This window comes from Methylobacterium isbiliense (assembly GCF_022179325.1).
In the GTDB taxonomy this organism is placed as follows: domain Bacteria; phylum Pseudomonadota; class Alphaproteobacteria; order Rhizobiales; family Beijerinckiaceae; genus Methylobacterium; species Methylobacterium isbiliense.
Genome location: NZ_BPQQ01000064.1, coordinates 20,467 through 34,270 on the forward strand (window position 1 = coordinate 20,467; position 13,804 = coordinate 34,270).

13 protein-coding genes, 1 tRNA gene, 5 pseudogenes and 1 other annotated feature are annotated in these 13,804 nt (G+C 58.1%); of the genes and pseudogenes, 16 read left to right on the top strand and 3 right to left on the bottom strand.

All coding sequences use genetic code 11. The features are described from left to right. The first annotated feature begins 82 nt into the window (after nt 1-82). From MFF61_RS24450 to MFF61_RS24465, 4 genes are all read left to right on the top strand, one after another. Nucleotides 83-1,303: an LL-diaminopimelate aminotransferase gene (locus tag MFF61_RS24450; RefSeq protein ID WP_238240183.1), complete on the top strand. Its 1,221-nt coding sequence runs from the start codon at nt 83-85 to the stop codon at nt 1,301-1,303. Between the two features lie 177 nt (nt 1,304-1,480). Beyond that, nucleotides 1,481-1,696: a hypothetical protein gene (locus MFF61_RS24455; protein ID WP_238240186.1), complete on the top strand. Its 216-nt coding sequence runs from the start codon at nt 1,481-1,483 to the stop codon at nt 1,694-1,696. A 100-nt stretch (nt 1,697-1,796) separates the two neighbouring features. After that, nucleotides 1,797-2,156, top strand: a complete 360-nt coding sequence (locus tag MFF61_RS24460; RefSeq protein ID WP_238240189.1) for a hypothetical protein — start codon at nt 1,797-1,799, stop codon at nt 2,154-2,156. A gap of 170 nt (nt 2,157-2,326) precedes the next feature. Beyond that, nucleotides 2,327-2,416, top strand: a tRNA-Ser gene (locus MFF61_RS24465). Nucleotides 2,417-2,582: 166 nt separating this feature from the next. On the opposite strand, the pseudogene MFF61_RS24470 reads toward MFF61_RS24465, so the two are convergent. Then, nucleotides 2,583-3,811 (bottom strand): annotated as a pseudogene (locus MFF61_RS24470) (IS3 family transposase). A gap of 165 nt (nt 3,812-3,976) precedes the next feature. Between MFF61_RS24470 and MFF61_RS24475 the strand changes: the two are divergent. From MFF61_RS24475 to MFF61_RS24495, 5 genes and pseudogenes are all read left to right on the top strand, one after another. Next, nucleotides 3,977-4,423, top strand: coding sequence for an aminotransferase class III-fold pyridoxal phosphate-dependent enzyme (locus MFF61_RS24475; protein ID WP_283206033.1), 447 nt, complete (start codon nt 3,977-3,979; stop codon nt 4,421-4,423). Nucleotides 4,424-4,705: 282 nt separating this feature from the next. Further along, nucleotides 4,706-5,008, top strand: coding sequence for a hypothetical protein (locus tag MFF61_RS24480; RefSeq protein ID WP_238240194.1), 303 nt, complete (start codon nt 4,706-4,708; stop codon nt 5,006-5,008). Nucleotides 5,009-5,082: 74 nt separating this feature from the next. Next, nucleotides 5,083-5,787 (top strand): hypothetical protein, encoded by a 705-nt coding sequence (locus MFF61_RS24485; RefSeq protein ID WP_238240195.1) that lies wholly within the window; start codon nt 5,083-5,085, stop codon nt 5,785-5,787. After that, nucleotides 5,765-6,547: a hypothetical protein gene (locus MFF61_RS24490; protein ID WP_238240196.1), complete on the top strand. Its 783-nt coding sequence runs from the start codon at nt 5,765-5,767 to the stop codon at nt 6,545-6,547. Before MFF61_RS24485 ends, MFF61_RS24490 begins: the two co-directional genes overlap by 23 nt. A 261-nt stretch (nt 6,548-6,808) precedes the next feature. Next, nucleotides 6,809-7,114: pseudogene (locus tag MFF61_RS24495) on the top strand (transposase); the annotation flags it as partial. Then, nucleotides 7,037-7,155 (top strand) — a sequence feature (AL1L pseudoknot). Its footprint overlaps the pseudogene before it by 78 nt. A 4-nt stretch (nt 7,156-7,159) precedes the next feature. Here the strand turns inward: MFF61_RS24495 and MFF61_RS24500 are convergent. Further along, nucleotides 7,160-7,440, bottom strand: a pseudogene (locus MFF61_RS24500) (IS66 family transposase); the annotation flags it as partial. A gap of 346 nt (nt 7,441-7,786) precedes the next feature. On the opposite strand from MFF61_RS24500, the gene MFF61_RS24505 reads away from it, so the two are divergent. After that, complete coding sequence (locus MFF61_RS24505) at nt 7,787-8,761, top strand: Y4kA family protein (RefSeq protein ID WP_238240197.1); 975 nt, start codon at nt 7,787-7,789, stop codon at nt 8,759-8,761. A 22-nt stretch (nt 8,762-8,783) separates the two neighbouring features. Continuing rightward, nucleotides 8,784-9,068 (top strand): hypothetical protein, encoded by a 285-nt coding sequence (locus MFF61_RS24510; RefSeq protein ID WP_238240198.1) that lies wholly within the window; start codon nt 8,784-8,786, stop codon nt 9,066-9,068. Between the two features lie 214 nt (nt 9,069-9,282). Here the strand turns inward: MFF61_RS24510 and MFF61_RS24515 are convergent. Continuing rightward, nucleotides 9,283-9,609, bottom strand: a pseudogene (locus MFF61_RS24515) (transposase); the annotation flags it as partial. A 623-nt stretch (nt 9,610-10,232) separates the two neighbouring features. On the opposite strand from MFF61_RS24515, the gene MFF61_RS24520 reads away from it, so the two are divergent. The 5 genes and pseudogenes from MFF61_RS24520 to MFF61_RS24540 form a co-directional block, all read left to right on the top strand. After that, on the top strand, nt 10,233-11,738 hold the full coding sequence (locus tag MFF61_RS24520) for a S8 family serine peptidase (RefSeq protein WP_238240201.1): 1,506 nt from the start codon (nt 10,233-10,235) through the stop codon (nt 11,736-11,738). 68 nt (nt 11,739-11,806) lie between these two features. Further along, entirely contained in the window at nt 11,807-12,097 is a 291-nt protein-coding gene (locus tag MFF61_RS24525) for a hypothetical protein (protein WP_238240202.1), read from the top strand. 161 nt (nt 12,098-12,258) lie between these two features. Next, a pseudogene (locus MFF61_RS24530) lies at nt 12,259-12,933 on the top strand (IS256 family transposase); the annotation flags it as partial. A gap of 53 nt (nt 12,934-12,986) precedes the next feature. Further along, complete coding sequence (locus MFF61_RS24535) at nt 12,987-13,202, top strand: hypothetical protein (RefSeq protein ID WP_238240203.1); 216 nt, start codon at nt 12,987-12,989, stop codon at nt 13,200-13,202. Nucleotides 13,203-13,316: 114 nt separating this feature from the next. Beyond that, nucleotides 13,317-13,804: IS21 family transposase (locus MFF61_RS24540; protein WP_505744353.1), on the top strand; the 488-nt coding region annotated here is incomplete at its 3' end.

Sequence of the window (13,804 nt, forward strand, 5' to 3'; positions counted from 1 at the left end):
GACGGCTCGGGCGGCCGCGGCCGCCCGCGATCGTGTGACGCGACGGGCGCCCCGGGAGGCGGCGCCGATCAGGATCCGGCCGATGACCGACTTTCACCGCATCAAGCGACTGCCCCCTTACGTCTTCGAGCAGGTCAACCGGATCAAGGCCGCCGCCCGCGCCAACGGCGCCGACATTATCGATCTGGGCATGGGCAATCCGGACCTCGACGCGCCCCGCCACGTGATCGAGAAGCTGGTCGAGACCGCCGGCAAGCCGCGCACCGACCGCTACTCGGCCTCGAAGGGCATCGCGGGTCTGCGCCGCGCCCAGGCCGGCTACTACCAGCGCCGCTTCGGCGTCACCCTCAACCCCGAGACGCAGGTCGTGGCGACGCTGGGCTCGAAGGAGGGCTTCGCCAACATGGCCCAGGCCATCACCGCGCCGGGCGACGTGGTGCTGGTGCCCAACCCGAGCTACCCGATCCACGCCTTCGGCTTCCTGATGGCGGGGGGCGTGATCCGCTCGGTCCCCGCCGAGCCGACCCCTGCCTTCTTCCCGGCGGCCGAGCGGGCGATGCAGCACTCGATCCCCAAGCCCGTGGCGATGGTGGTCTGCTACCCCTCGAATCCGACCGCCTACGTCGCCTCCCTCGACTTCTACCGGGACCTCGTCGCCTTTGCGAAGAAGCACGACCTGATCCTGCTCTCGGACCTCGCCTACGCGGAGGTCTATTTCGACGACGCCAATCCGCCGCCCTCCGTGCTGCAGGTGCCCGGCGCCCTCGACGTCACGGTCGAGTTCACCTCGCTGTCCAAGACCTTCTCGATGGCGGGCTGGCGCATGGGCTTCGCGGTGGGCAACGAGCGGCTGCTCGCGGCGCTCACCCGCGTGAAGTCCTACCTCGATTACGGGGCCTTCACGCCCATCCAGGTCGCCGCCACCGCGGCGCTCAACGGCCCGGACGCCTGCATCCACGAGATGCGCGCCACCTACCGGCGGCGGCGCGACGCGCTGGTCGATTCCTTCCAGAAATGCGGCTGGACGATTCCAGCGCCCTCCGCCTCGATGTTCGCCTGGGTGCCGATCCCGGAAAAATTCCGCGGCCTCGGCAGCCTCGAATTCTCGAAGCTGCTGGTCGAGAAGGCGGACGTGGCGGTGGCGCCGGGGATCGGCTTCGGCGAGCACGGCGACGATTTCGTGCGCATCGCCCTCGTCGAGAACGAGCAGCGCATCCGGCAGGCCGCCCGCAACATCCGCCGCTTCTTCGACGGGGCGGAGCGCACCCTGCACAACGTGGTGCCGCTGCAGAAGGCCGTGTAGGCGCCGCGAGGCCCACGCAACCGGCCGCACCATCCCCCGTGCAGGTTGTGGCCGGGGGGTGACAGGGCAGGGGAAAGGCCCCGCCCTGCGGCCCGCCGCGCCCGCCGCGGCTTGATCCGGGACGGGGGCGGCGTCAGGGTTGCGGCCACGCTGTCGCTGCTCCAGCCCGGGTTCCCCATGCGTCGTTCGCTGCAGATCGTCGGTCTCGCGCTCGCGGTCCTCGCCCCGGCCGCCTGCGCGCCGAACCCGATCGTCGCCCGCGATCCCGTGCCGGCGCCGGGTCCGCAGGAGGCCTATCGCTGCCGCTCCAGGCCGACCGTGCTGAACGCCTACTGGACCGATTGCGAGCCGGCGCGGCGCGAGCCCGAGGTGGTCATCCGCAGCCGGGGCTGATCCAGAGGGCGGAGCCAGAGAGCGGAGCAAGGCCCCTCGGCAACGGTTCCGCTTCCCGCGCGTTGAGCCGGCATTGCGTCCCCGCGAAGGGTCCTTGCCCGTGCTCCGCCGCTCCGCTCTCCCGCTCGCCGCGCTCCTGCTCGCCGGCCCCGCCGCCGCGCAGGGTCTTCCCCCGGGTTCCGGCGCGCCGCTCGCCGTGCGGGTGCGGCCCGAGGCTCCGCCCCTGGACATCTACGCGCGGGCCGCGGCCCGCGGCCCGGTCGTGCTGCAGGTCGACCCGTACGCCCCGCGCAGCGGCGCGCCCTTGGTGGCGATCCGGGCGGTGCCGGTCGCCTCGGTGCTGAACGGCGGCGCCTTCGGGCCGACCGGCTTCGGCTATTACGGGGATTCCGTGAGCGAAGGTCCCCTCAACCGCCGTCTGCGCCCCGCCGTCTACTACCTCGGCAGCCGCGCCGACTGAGGCGCGGCCGTCCCGCTCCCGCGGCGGCGTTTTCCGGTGGACACCGCAGCCGCCGCTCTGTATGAGCACGCCGTCGACCACGCCCTCCCGCCCTCGCGCGGGGGCACGCGCGGGACGCCCTCGAGCCCGGCCAGATCGACCGATCCGGCCGCGGATGGGCGCCCCACCTCGGAGAGGTGGCAGAGTGGTTGAATGCACCGCACTCGAAATGCGGCATGGGCGCAAGTCCATCGGGGGTTCGAATCCCTCCCTCTCCGCCAATCTCACGCAGTAATGTACTGACACAAATGAGAAATTTCAATTAGGCACCGAGCCGGCCCTAATCTCGGCCCCAACACAGGAACCGCTTCGCTTTATCGCTAGCCCCACATGATCATGGGTGTAGCGAGAGCGGCAGCAGCAAGTCCGGACCTGGAGTTGCCCCCATCAGACCGGACACGGGGCTGGTCGCAGCTGAGCACGGATGAACTCGCGGGGCGAGCGCATGCCGAGCCCCCGGCGGGGATGGTTTTCGTTGTAGTCGGTGATCCAGGCGCCGATCCGAGCCAGAAGGGTGTCGGCGTCGGGGCGGGGCTGCACGCGGGCATAGTCGCGCTTGAGCGTCTTCCCGAACGCCTCGCTCACCCCGTTGCTCTCGGGCGAGCGCACCGGCGTGAAGCAGGGCACGAGGCCGAGGGCTGCCGCGAAGGACAGCGTCTCGGCGGCCGTGTAGGCAGAGCCGTTGTCGGCCAGCCCCTGCACGGGATGGGTTGTGCGCAGGTCACCGACGCGCGCCTCGACGCAGGCCAGCATGAGATCGCGCACTATCTGGCCGCTGACCCCGCCCGTCGAAGCCACCCAGGCGATCACCGCGCGGTCATGGGTGTCGATGGCGAAGGCCACCCGCACCACCTCGCCGTTCCAGCAGCCGATCTCCAGCGCGTCCGAGGACCAGCGCTGGTTCGAGGCCGGGGCAATCACGCGACCCTCGTGGGCGCGCACGGGCCGCTCGCCCGTATGGCGCTGGAGGAGCAGGCTGTCTCGCTTCAGCAGGCGGAACACTCGCTTGTGGTTCAGCGCGGGTTCGCCGGTGGCGCGCCGCGTCCGGTTCAGGATCGCCGTCACCCGTCGGGAGCCGTAGGTGGGCCGCACGTCCGTGATGGCGCGGACGGCGGCGAGGATGGTGTCGTCGTCGGCGCGGCGCTAGGGGCCACGCGACCGAGACGCGCCCCGTATCTGCTCGACGAGGGTGGAGCGGGCCACACCGAGCACGTCAGCCACGACCTTCACCGGGAAGAGCCCGCGGGCGGCGGCGGCAGCGGCCCCGCGGCTTTGTTTACCCGCGCGACGGTCAGCGCCTCCTTGAGCACCTCGACCTCCAGCGTCTTGCGGCCGAGCAGACGCTCCAGGTCGCGCACGCGGGCTTCCAACTCGCGCACCCGGCTGGCGGCGACGACCTCCTCGTCGGCCTGCACCGCCACCTATCCGCCCTCGGCCATGCGACGCCTCCACCCGAATAGCAGGCTCGGCGAGAGGCCGTGCATCCGCGCCACCGCCGAGACGGTCATGCCGGGCTGCATCGTCTCCTCGACGAAGCGCACCTTCTCGTGGGCGGTGTAGCGCCTGCGGCGCTCGCGCCCGGTGATGATCTCGATCCGCTGCGTGTCGTTCGACATAGGCGCACGCCTAGGCTTTTGCCTAGGCCCTCACGGTTGCGCCCCGTGTCCGGCCGAATTGGGGGCCACACCAGGACCAGCCCGCCCGCAATGGCGCTGACAGAAGCGGCCGACGCCCGCCGCTGACCAGGTCCGCTGTTCACTGATGCCGTAGGCCGCCTGCCGTTGACAGGCGACCTCACGCCGGGTGGCGGATCCTACCACCTTTATGAGCACGTCCTACGATGTGGAGCAGTTGGGCGCTATGTCGGCAGCGAGCCGGTCGCGGCCGTGATCATCGAGCCGGTGGCGGGCTCAACCAGCTTCCCGTTGACGCGGAAGGGCTACCCCGAGCGCTTGTGCGGGACCGCGGGCCGCCCCGGCATCCTGCGGATGCTCGACGAGGCCATCACCGATATCGGGCGACTCAACGCTCCCTTCGCCGCTGCCTACTTCGACCTAACCTCTGACCTCGTGACCACCGTGAAGGGCCTTACCAACGGCACAATCCCATTGGGCGCGGACTTTACCATCGGGCGGTGCACAATGGCCCTATTCGTGGCACGGAGCAGACGATCGACCTTCGTCCGAGCAAAGTACACGCAATTCTCTTTCAAGCCCTTATTGAATTAATATGATAAATAAGTGACTGCATAGGCTTATAATTCAGATGCAAAACCTAATTAAAAACACGGCAAAAAAACCAATCACGCTATCATCCAAACCGACTCATCGTCTATTCACTCCGCACGGCTGACAAAGAGGAACGACCTATACACAGAAAGAAACTATTGTTAAGAGTCTGCTCGCGGATTATCCAATTCCTCCACTCCACTTGACATCACATTACGACTGCGAGATGCTCATCTCGCTCGCCGGGACGTTATGATTTCTCCATCATAGGAAGGTATAACCATGAGCTATCTCGGAATAGATCCAGGCGCCGTCAAATTAGCTGGAGCAGGAGCAAGATTAGAGTGGGGCATGGTAATCGGTATTGCCGTGGATAAGATTACGAGCGGTAGAGTACAAGTATCTTCCGATCAACAACTTCTGGACGAAATCCGTGCTGGGCTAGGAGATTCGACGACGAGATCAAAAATTTCTGATCCATCGAATTTAAACAGTGAAGCTAAAGATGCGCTTGATAAAATGCTTAAAGGCGTTGGGACCCGTTTGACAACAAAAGATCTTGAGAAATTATTTAAGGGGGTTTGACAGCCTCTTTCAAAAGCCCGTAGCTCTGTCGGATCATAATCTCACCTTTTCGGCGTTCATGAAGGACCGTTCCCATGTTTGCGAGTGGGCCGATCTCCGCCGATTTCGTGATTGCGCTCCTCCGGCTGAGTAAACTGCGGAGTTGCGGGCTTGCACTAAAAGTGGTCCTCAACGAATTGAGACGGATCGAGCAAGGAATTGATGACGGATTTGGGGTCAATAGAAATACCGTTGAGGTTGTGGACACTGAATTGATAGCAGTCGAACTTATGCTCATGCGTCAGTCAGAAGAGCCAAAAAAGAACTCGCTTCAATCGGTGGCCTACGAAACCTGTATTATGCCGGTGACTGGACAATATGACCTCTATTCTTATTCGCTCGACGCTTATGGTGAGATTGTCGATAAGAATAAAGTCTCTCCAGAACCACAGGGTGGTACTTATTTATTTGCAAAAACAAGTGAAAGCCGCAAACTTTTTGATTTCGTACCCCGCAGTGAAAATTGCACGTTTATTGTTGCCACTTGGAAGATGTTTGGCGATGATTACTATGTATCATACAACCGTGACACGTTTCAGCGTCTCGAAGCGGTTTCGACGAGCTCTAGAGAGTCTCGGGTTCAATTTTGGCTAACATTTTACAGTGCACTACGTGATAGTATCCCAAATAATTTGATTGAGAAAATGACGGAGGAAGCGGAAACACGAAAGTTTCAGCAATTTCTGCACAAGTTAAATCAGGATAGGACTGACTTACATGTTAAACATCATAAAGAATAGAGCCAGGAGCCAGTGTGAGCTGGATGAGTTCGTTGATTATGTAAGATCAGAAGTTGACTTCAGCGACCAAGACTCTATATACAGTTGCGCTGATATGCTCGGGCGCCTTCAACTAAATAGAAATTTTCTTATAGAGTATGTCATAAATGAGCTTGAGAAGGGCCTTACCAATTTTGAAATTCACAACCGTTACACTCCTCCGTGCCTTGTGCTTGCATCAGGGCCAGATTTTATGGTCAGAGCAAACTTGTGGCGCGCAACTAAAGATTACGAGAGAATGGACATAAATACATATGGATTAGCTCATGATCATAACTTTGATTTCCTTACAATAAACTATCTTGGTCCTGGGTATGTTTCTAATATGTTTCTTTATGATAACAACAAAGTACACGGATATATTGGTGAGAAAGTGGAGCTGATAAACAACGGACAACTGCGTCTTGCAGACGGTGAAATGTATCTTTATCGTAAAAGCCTAGACGTACATGAGCAGCTTCCACCTATCGCCGACTCCATAACAATTAATGTAATGGCTACTCTGCGGAGCAGCGCAAGTCGCAATCAATATATTTTTGATACCAGACGCAGTGAGATAATCGACGTGTTCGGCGGCTTTCATCGTCAAGAGCATGTGTACGCTATGGCTCTCTCCCTGAACAATGAGGAGTGCAACGATCTGATGAAATCAATCGCTTTGAGCACAGAATGCGGCCTTACTCGGTCGTATCTTCTCTCAAGTTTGGGTATTTATTTCTAATATATATGAGAATACACTTATCGCTAATGTTATCGATTGCGCAGTCAAATCAGACAGAAAACTGAGGACTGCTTGCAACAGCCTCTCACTGCTTATGCCCATGCTCGTCCTGTGGCGTCAAATGACCCAGCTCTGGTCGCTGCGCGTCATGGACGGAGAACCGCGCCGGGGATCCTCGCAGGCTCCAGCTCCTCCGAGGATGGAGCCAGAACGAAGTGAACCCCACCCTGTTCTCCCGAGATCCGAGAGCGCGTGGTGCGGATGGTCTTCGATCGCCAGCATGATCACGGCCCGCAATGAGCGTCGATCCGCTCGATAGCGGTGAAGATTGGGCTCTCGGGCGAGACCCTGCGCAACTTGGTGTCGGAGGTCCAAGCGCGACCGGGTTCAACGTGCCGCGCCGATGACAGACCAGCGTGAACGGATCGAGGCGCTGGAGCGAGAGAACCGCGAACTCCGGCAGACCAATGAGATCTTGCGCCAGGTCGGCGCGTATTTTGTAATGGCGGAGCTCGATCGCCGGTCGCTGAGATGATCACCTTCATCGACGACCACCAGGGCGTTCATTGAGTCGCGCAGATCTGAAGTATGCTGCCTACCGGCCCCCAGGCCCCAGGGCAGCAGCTCGTCCCGGCTGCTGTTGGGGTAGCCCTCGACAGCGCGGATGATCACGTCAGCCAGGTAGCTGCCCGGATCGAAGCTGATGAGCTTGCCCGTCTTAATCAGTAAGGTGATCGCTCCGCGTCGCCATCAGAGCCGCCGACCAGCGCGTTCTTGCGCGTCAGGGCCAATGGCATGATCGTGCGCTCGACGACGTTGGTGTTGAGCTCGCCCCGCCCATTAGCGAGGAACAAGCTCAGCCCCGCCCAGCGGGTCAGCGCACAGCGGATCGCCTAGATTTCGCTTAATCTTCTAACTGATCAGCCCACGTTCACCTTAATATGCAGAGCAGCGGCTCAGAAAAAAGCGCAACAGCAGCAACACTTTGTTACGAAATATACTTCAGTTACATGTGTCCGTATGCATAGATAATCACGATCCAGGCTCTTGAGCGCCATCTTTATCTCTTTGTTTTGACACATAAGAGATGCAGTTGGATGCAGCAGCACTAGAGGTGATGCGCAGAAGACACATACAGGTCATTTCACCTTGAATTTAAAATGCATGCTTCCGAAACTAATTGACGGTCAGCCTCTCATCGACATACTAGATATACGTTAAAATAAGGGGAGGCAACAGTTGCGTTTCGCATTCACAGGCGTAGCTGCCTCAATTCTTGCGATTTGTTGTGGCGGGTGCTCTATATACCCCCTGCCAGAAGATGTCACGAGTTATCAAAGTAAAGACATCGTACGTATTACTCGCTGCCAAGCGAGAGAAGCGGTTAGGGACGAAATCATCTCAACCTTGCACCATTTCAAGGATTTCGTCGTATATGAGCGTATGACAGGTGAGCAGCTTGCAGATTGGCTGAATGAAGATCGATCGCGCTTTCGCACGATTGATTTGTCAAAATTGGCTCCAAGAGCAAAGCGGTTATACACATTTTATGCAGATACAAGCATTAGCTATGATTTCACAATCGATTCGATCGAGAATAATGTAGCAGGATTCGATCTCACGTTATTAAAGCAGCTTACAAACGGCAGTAACTCGGTCGGGCTTCTAGCAAAGAACGACCGGACACGACAGGTGAAACGACAGTTTCGCAATTACGACGGATTTGACAGCTTAGCCCGGAGATTACCTGAGTCATACTGCGCAACGGTACCACGGTTCGAGAATCCCATCTATCCATCGACGGGGTTAACTCGAATTAATACCCTCGTTAAGGATTTTGTCTGGCAAAATCAGCATGAGAATTTGGGGTCGAAAACTTCAGCTACCGACGCAGATATGAACGATACTATAATGTTTACTACAAAAACAACAGGCAATATCGACCCGACAATAAGTACAAGTCCTTTAACTGGGTCGACCATTCCAACCTCACTCAAAATAAGCGTTGATAATTATCGATGGGATGTTCATACTATTATTGTCCTAATAAGCCTGCCAAGTCAGCGCGATAAGATTGTATTATACGATCAATACGGCAATATCACAGGTATTGGCAAATCAACCATCGATGAAAAATTTCAGATAATACGAGACAATAATTTCCGCGATGATTTTAACAAGATAAGTCTCGGAGTTGCCAGGATCGTACCCTAAATCTGTAATCGAGGAGCTTCAAATGGCCAGAAATACAGCCAAGTCTAAGAAGAATATGTACTCGGCAGCCCAGATTAGAAGGTATTTTGAAATTATACAACTGAGTAATCGCCTTGACGAAGTGGAGCAAAAGTTGGATGAACACGAATTTTATGTTTATGTTGACGCAGATAAAATCAAGATTTTGATTGATGAGTCCAGAATATCTCTGGCCAATATTAAGAGAGATAATCCCGAGTTGTACGAACAGATTATGAAGAGCAAAGATCCCGATTTTTTAACAGGTACGGGGGATTGTCCCTGCTAGACGTTCTGCATCGCTTAGGCGGGCACCGCCCCCCCCGCGCCGCCGGTGCCCACTTGGTGGGTCTCCTCGTCGCTGGGTGGGGCTGACCTGATCCCGGCGGCATCGATCAGCGTGCCGGTCTTGACCAGCACGCCGCGGGTCGAGCTGGGAGGCACAGTCTCGACCGAGACTCTATCAGGGCCTCGGACCACAAGCTCGCGGCCGAAGTGAGTGAAGACGGTGCGTAAAGCGTCTCGAGGGCGGTGCGCGACCAGCCGGAGGGCGTCGGCATATTGGCACTGCTTCAGCAGCACGCGGTGCAGGGCGGCCCAGACGCCGGCGGCCTGCCACGCCCCAGCTGCCGCCAACTCGTCTCGCCGCTGCAGCCCACTCCGGAACGCGGCAAGTGCTTCCACTGCGTGCCGATGAGCAGCCCCAGGATGATGCCCGCCAGCGCGGCCCGATCCGAGGCGCGCAGCCGTCCACATTTCAGCTTCTCAGGTGCAGGCGGCAGAAGTGGCGCGATCACCACCCAGAGGTCGTCGGGTAAGAGAGGGTCCATGCCCTTTCAACCCGCTCACGCCGATTTTGCCCCAAGCTCCAAGGCAGACCACGCCATTGGATTACGGCTAAGCTACGCATCCAACATCAGTGGCGCACATGTCCCATGACATATATTCCCAGTCCCCAAGCTCATCGCTTGCGGACGATCTTGTTCTAAGCCATATTTCACTGGGAGTATTGTTACCATGACACTGCGCATCGTGGATAAAAATATTCATCCTATATCATTTGGGTCCCCGGCGCGCCGGAGCCAAGGTGATGACTGGGCATCGCGCCTTGCGAAGCTAGTTCCTGCAGAGGCGTTAGGTCTATTTGGAGCTGGATCGTCAATAGTGACCGCGTTAAAAGCAGACCTACAACCTATAGGTTATTACATACTGTCGGCAGCCTGTCTCATGTTCTGTGTAGCCATAAGATTTCACAGCACTAAGGATGAATTAGGCTAGACACAGGTAAAAGCGGTGATCATTTCTGCTATATCTTTCATGTTGTGGCTATTTAACGCTAAATCGATTCCATTCGATTTAGGTGAATACGCTCCCATAGCAGGACTAATGTATTTAGTATGGACCGTGTCTGTTACATATTTCTATAAAGTCGACGCGCAACACTGAGGTTAACATGAGCAATACAACTACCGCTTCCGTTCGGAAAGCAGGAATAACTAGCCATGATTATCCGTTCAGCTTCACTGCTGGATTGGAAAGAATCGTAAAATCATCTAAGGAACTTACTAATCGCTTAGATGAGCTAAAAAACGAAATTGCCGTCACTTTAGCGATCCCCACAGAAGCCGGCGAGCCAATACAAGCACAACGTGGACGCCTCAACGCAGATAATTACAGCCAGTTCCGGCCGCGCGTTGATGCGATGCAAAAGGCCGTAGAACGGGCGAAAGAGCTTGGACTTAGGGTAATTCGACAGGGTCGTTTTGGCCTTACGGTGGCCGGTGCCGCGAATCTTATAGAAGAGGTGAGTAAAACTAAACTCGTGCTGCAGTCTTTGCCTCGCCGGAGCCCAGAACGCTCCGTGCGCGCGTTCGCTGCTAGTTTCAATAAGCCACGAGCTTGCGATTTGTTTCTAGCGCCAACCGAATCTTTAACCCTTCCGGCACCTGTAAGCGATTATATCGACAATTTCGTTTTCATTCCTCCCCCTTTGTATTTCGCCCCCAGCGCTATTCCGCCGACTTACAAGTGGTTCGGCTTGGCTGATAAGGAACTTCGTACAATCTTGAATGTACCTTCGGAGTTCGATGGCGCCGGCATACGTATAGCTATGATAGACTCAGGATTCTTCTCTCATCCATTTTATCAAGCAGGAGGCTACCTGCTTCGTCCAACACCTACGCTCAGTTCTCCAAATCCTGGCTCTGATTCTTACGGCCATGGAACGGCAATTGCGTTCAATGCGTTTATGGTCGCTCCAAAAGTAGAAGTACTCGGCATTAAGCAGAGTAACCCTCCGCAAGATTCGCTTGAGGAGGCTGCCGAACTGAGTGTCGACATCATTAGCTGCTCTTGGGGTTACGACAACGAACAAGTTATTCCAATTTTGCAAGCAACAATTCTCGATCTTGTACGGCAAGGGAGCATATTACTTTTTGCCGCTGGAAATGGGCACTCCGCATGGCCCGCTAGTCAACCCGAAGTGATATCTATAGGGGGAGTCTACTCCAACTCAGAAGGTAATCTAAGCGCAAGCAATTTCGCAAGTGGCTTTCGGAGCAATATCTTTGCTGATCGTCAAGTTCCGGACCTCTGCGGACTTTGTGGCCAGTTGCCGAAAGGTGTGTATTTTATGTTGCCAACCAAGCCGGGTAGTCGAATGGACAGGGACCATGCTGGCATGGCGTTGGATGGAACAAAGGGTAACGACGGCTGGGTTGGGGCAAGCGGGACGAGCAGCGCCACACCTCAGGTTGCCGGTGTGATTGCTCTTTTAATTCAGAAAGCAAGGGTTAATGGCACCGTTCTGTCGCCTGCCATTGTCAAGGATATCCTAACCAAAACATGCAACCCTATAACAAACGGTACGGGAGGCAATGGGGCTCCTGCCGTCGGTCAACCAAATGTCGCCACCGGATGGGGACTGGTTGACGCTGCGGCCGCTCTAGCGCTTATATGATGTAGCAGGCTATGGTACTTTCGTAGCGAGCCCTTATATCCATACGGGTATGCAGTATGGTGGCGAACATGATGACGATAGCTAGCGTGCGCGTGCGACCAGCAGACCCTGACAGTGAGAAGCCGAATCAATTCGACCTAGAGAAAGCTGCGGAACTTCTTCAAAATAGCGGCTTCAAAGTTCATAAGGTCGGACGATTTGGGGTCAGCATAGAAGGTGAAGAGGAGAATTTTCGTGAACAACTTGGTGTCGATATTCCTTCAGATAAAGGTGGTGTAGCGACGGCAGTTCCGCGCGATCCTGCTTTGGCCGATATGGTCGACACGGTGGAGGTAGCACCACCGCCTAGTTATTACTGAACGTACCGGTATTTGTTTCCCTTCCTGCGGCTCGGCGGATATGAATCAGGAACCGAATGTATTGCCTGAGATTGGCAGACGAGGGCGTAGGCGAGAGTGGTGAAGGGGACTGTCAGGAATTTCGTGTGGGGCGGCCATAGTGGACCCGAAGGAGGTTCCCGATGGCACGACGCAAAGCGCCCCGCATCCCTGACGCAATCGTGGATCAGCTCCTGGCCGGCGCCGATCCGAAGACGGCCTTTGAAGCCGATGGCCTGCTGGACGAGCTGAAGAAGGCTCTGGCCGAGCGGGCGCTCAACGCCGAGATGGACCATCATCTGACGGGCGAGGAGGCCGGCAACACGCGCAATGGCTACGGCCGCAAAACAGTCACGACCGAGACGGGCCGGATCGAGCTGGCGATCCCCCGCGACCGGCAGGCGACGTTCGACCCGCAGCTGATCGCCCGCTCTCAGCGCCGCTTTCCGGGCTTCGACGACAAGATCGTGTCGATGGACGCCCGCGGCATGAGCACCCGGGAGATCGTCTCCCACCTGCGCGAGCTGTACGGCATCGAGGTCTCACCCGACCTGATCAGCGCGGTGACCGACGCGGTACTCGACGAGGTCGCCGCCTGGCAGGCCCGGCCGCTGGAACCGGTCTACCCGATCGTGTTCTTCGACGCCCTGCGGATCAAGGTGCGCAACGAGGGCGTGGTCCGCAACAAGGCTGTCCACATCGCGCTCGGCGTGCGCGCCGACGGCTCCAAGGAGATCCTTGGCCTGTGGCTGGAGCAGAACGAGGGAGCCAAGTTCTGGCTGCGGGTCATGAACGAGCTCAGGAACCGCGGCGTCGAGTTTATGAACCACGGTCGCCCTGGCGTGCGGCTTCGTGAGCAGCAGGGCTAGCCATGACCACTGACCCGCTACCCGCGACCGCCACCACCGATCAGTCATCAGGCATCTCGGAGGTCTCCCGCCTCGCGAACCTCCTGGCCGAGCGCGTGCTGAGCGAGCACATGGCGGACAGACCCGTCCCGGACGATCACATCCACGCCCTTACTCAGGCCGCCCAGTTGCTGGCCGAGTATGGGCAGGACGTGTCTGTAGCGCGGCAATCAGGGTGATTTGAGCGCGTCAATCAGGATGAGAGCGGCGGGCCCTTGAGGGCGTGCAGCGTCTGGTGATCTCGGCCGGCTGGTCGTGCGGAATGGGTCATCTCGCCTAAGAGGACCACCCGCGTGCCCGGCCGCCACGTGACCGATCACCAGATGAGGCTCTTCATGCAGTACCGTCGTACCGACACGGTTGCGGTGGCCGCCGCCAAGGCGTCCCTCAGCCCCGCCACCGGCTATCGGCTCGCCCGCGATCCGCGCCTCCCGTCGATGAAGAAGGGCGTGCGCGGCCGCCGCCGGCCCGATCCTCTAGGCGACCTCTTCGAGACCGAGATCGTGCCCCTGATCCAGGCTGCGCCCAGCCTGAGACCGGTCGCAATCTTCGAGGAGATCCTGCGCCGCCATCCCGAGCTCGGCGCCGGCATCCGCCGCACCCTCGAGCGGTGCATCCGCGCCTGGCGCGCCCTCCACGGCGCCGAGCAGGATGTCATCTTCCGTCAGACCCACGAGCCGGGGCGGACCGGGCTCTCGGACTTCACCGACATGGCCGACCTCGGCGTCACCGTGGCCGGTCAGCCTCTTGAGCACCGGCCTTACCACTTCCGGCTCGCCTA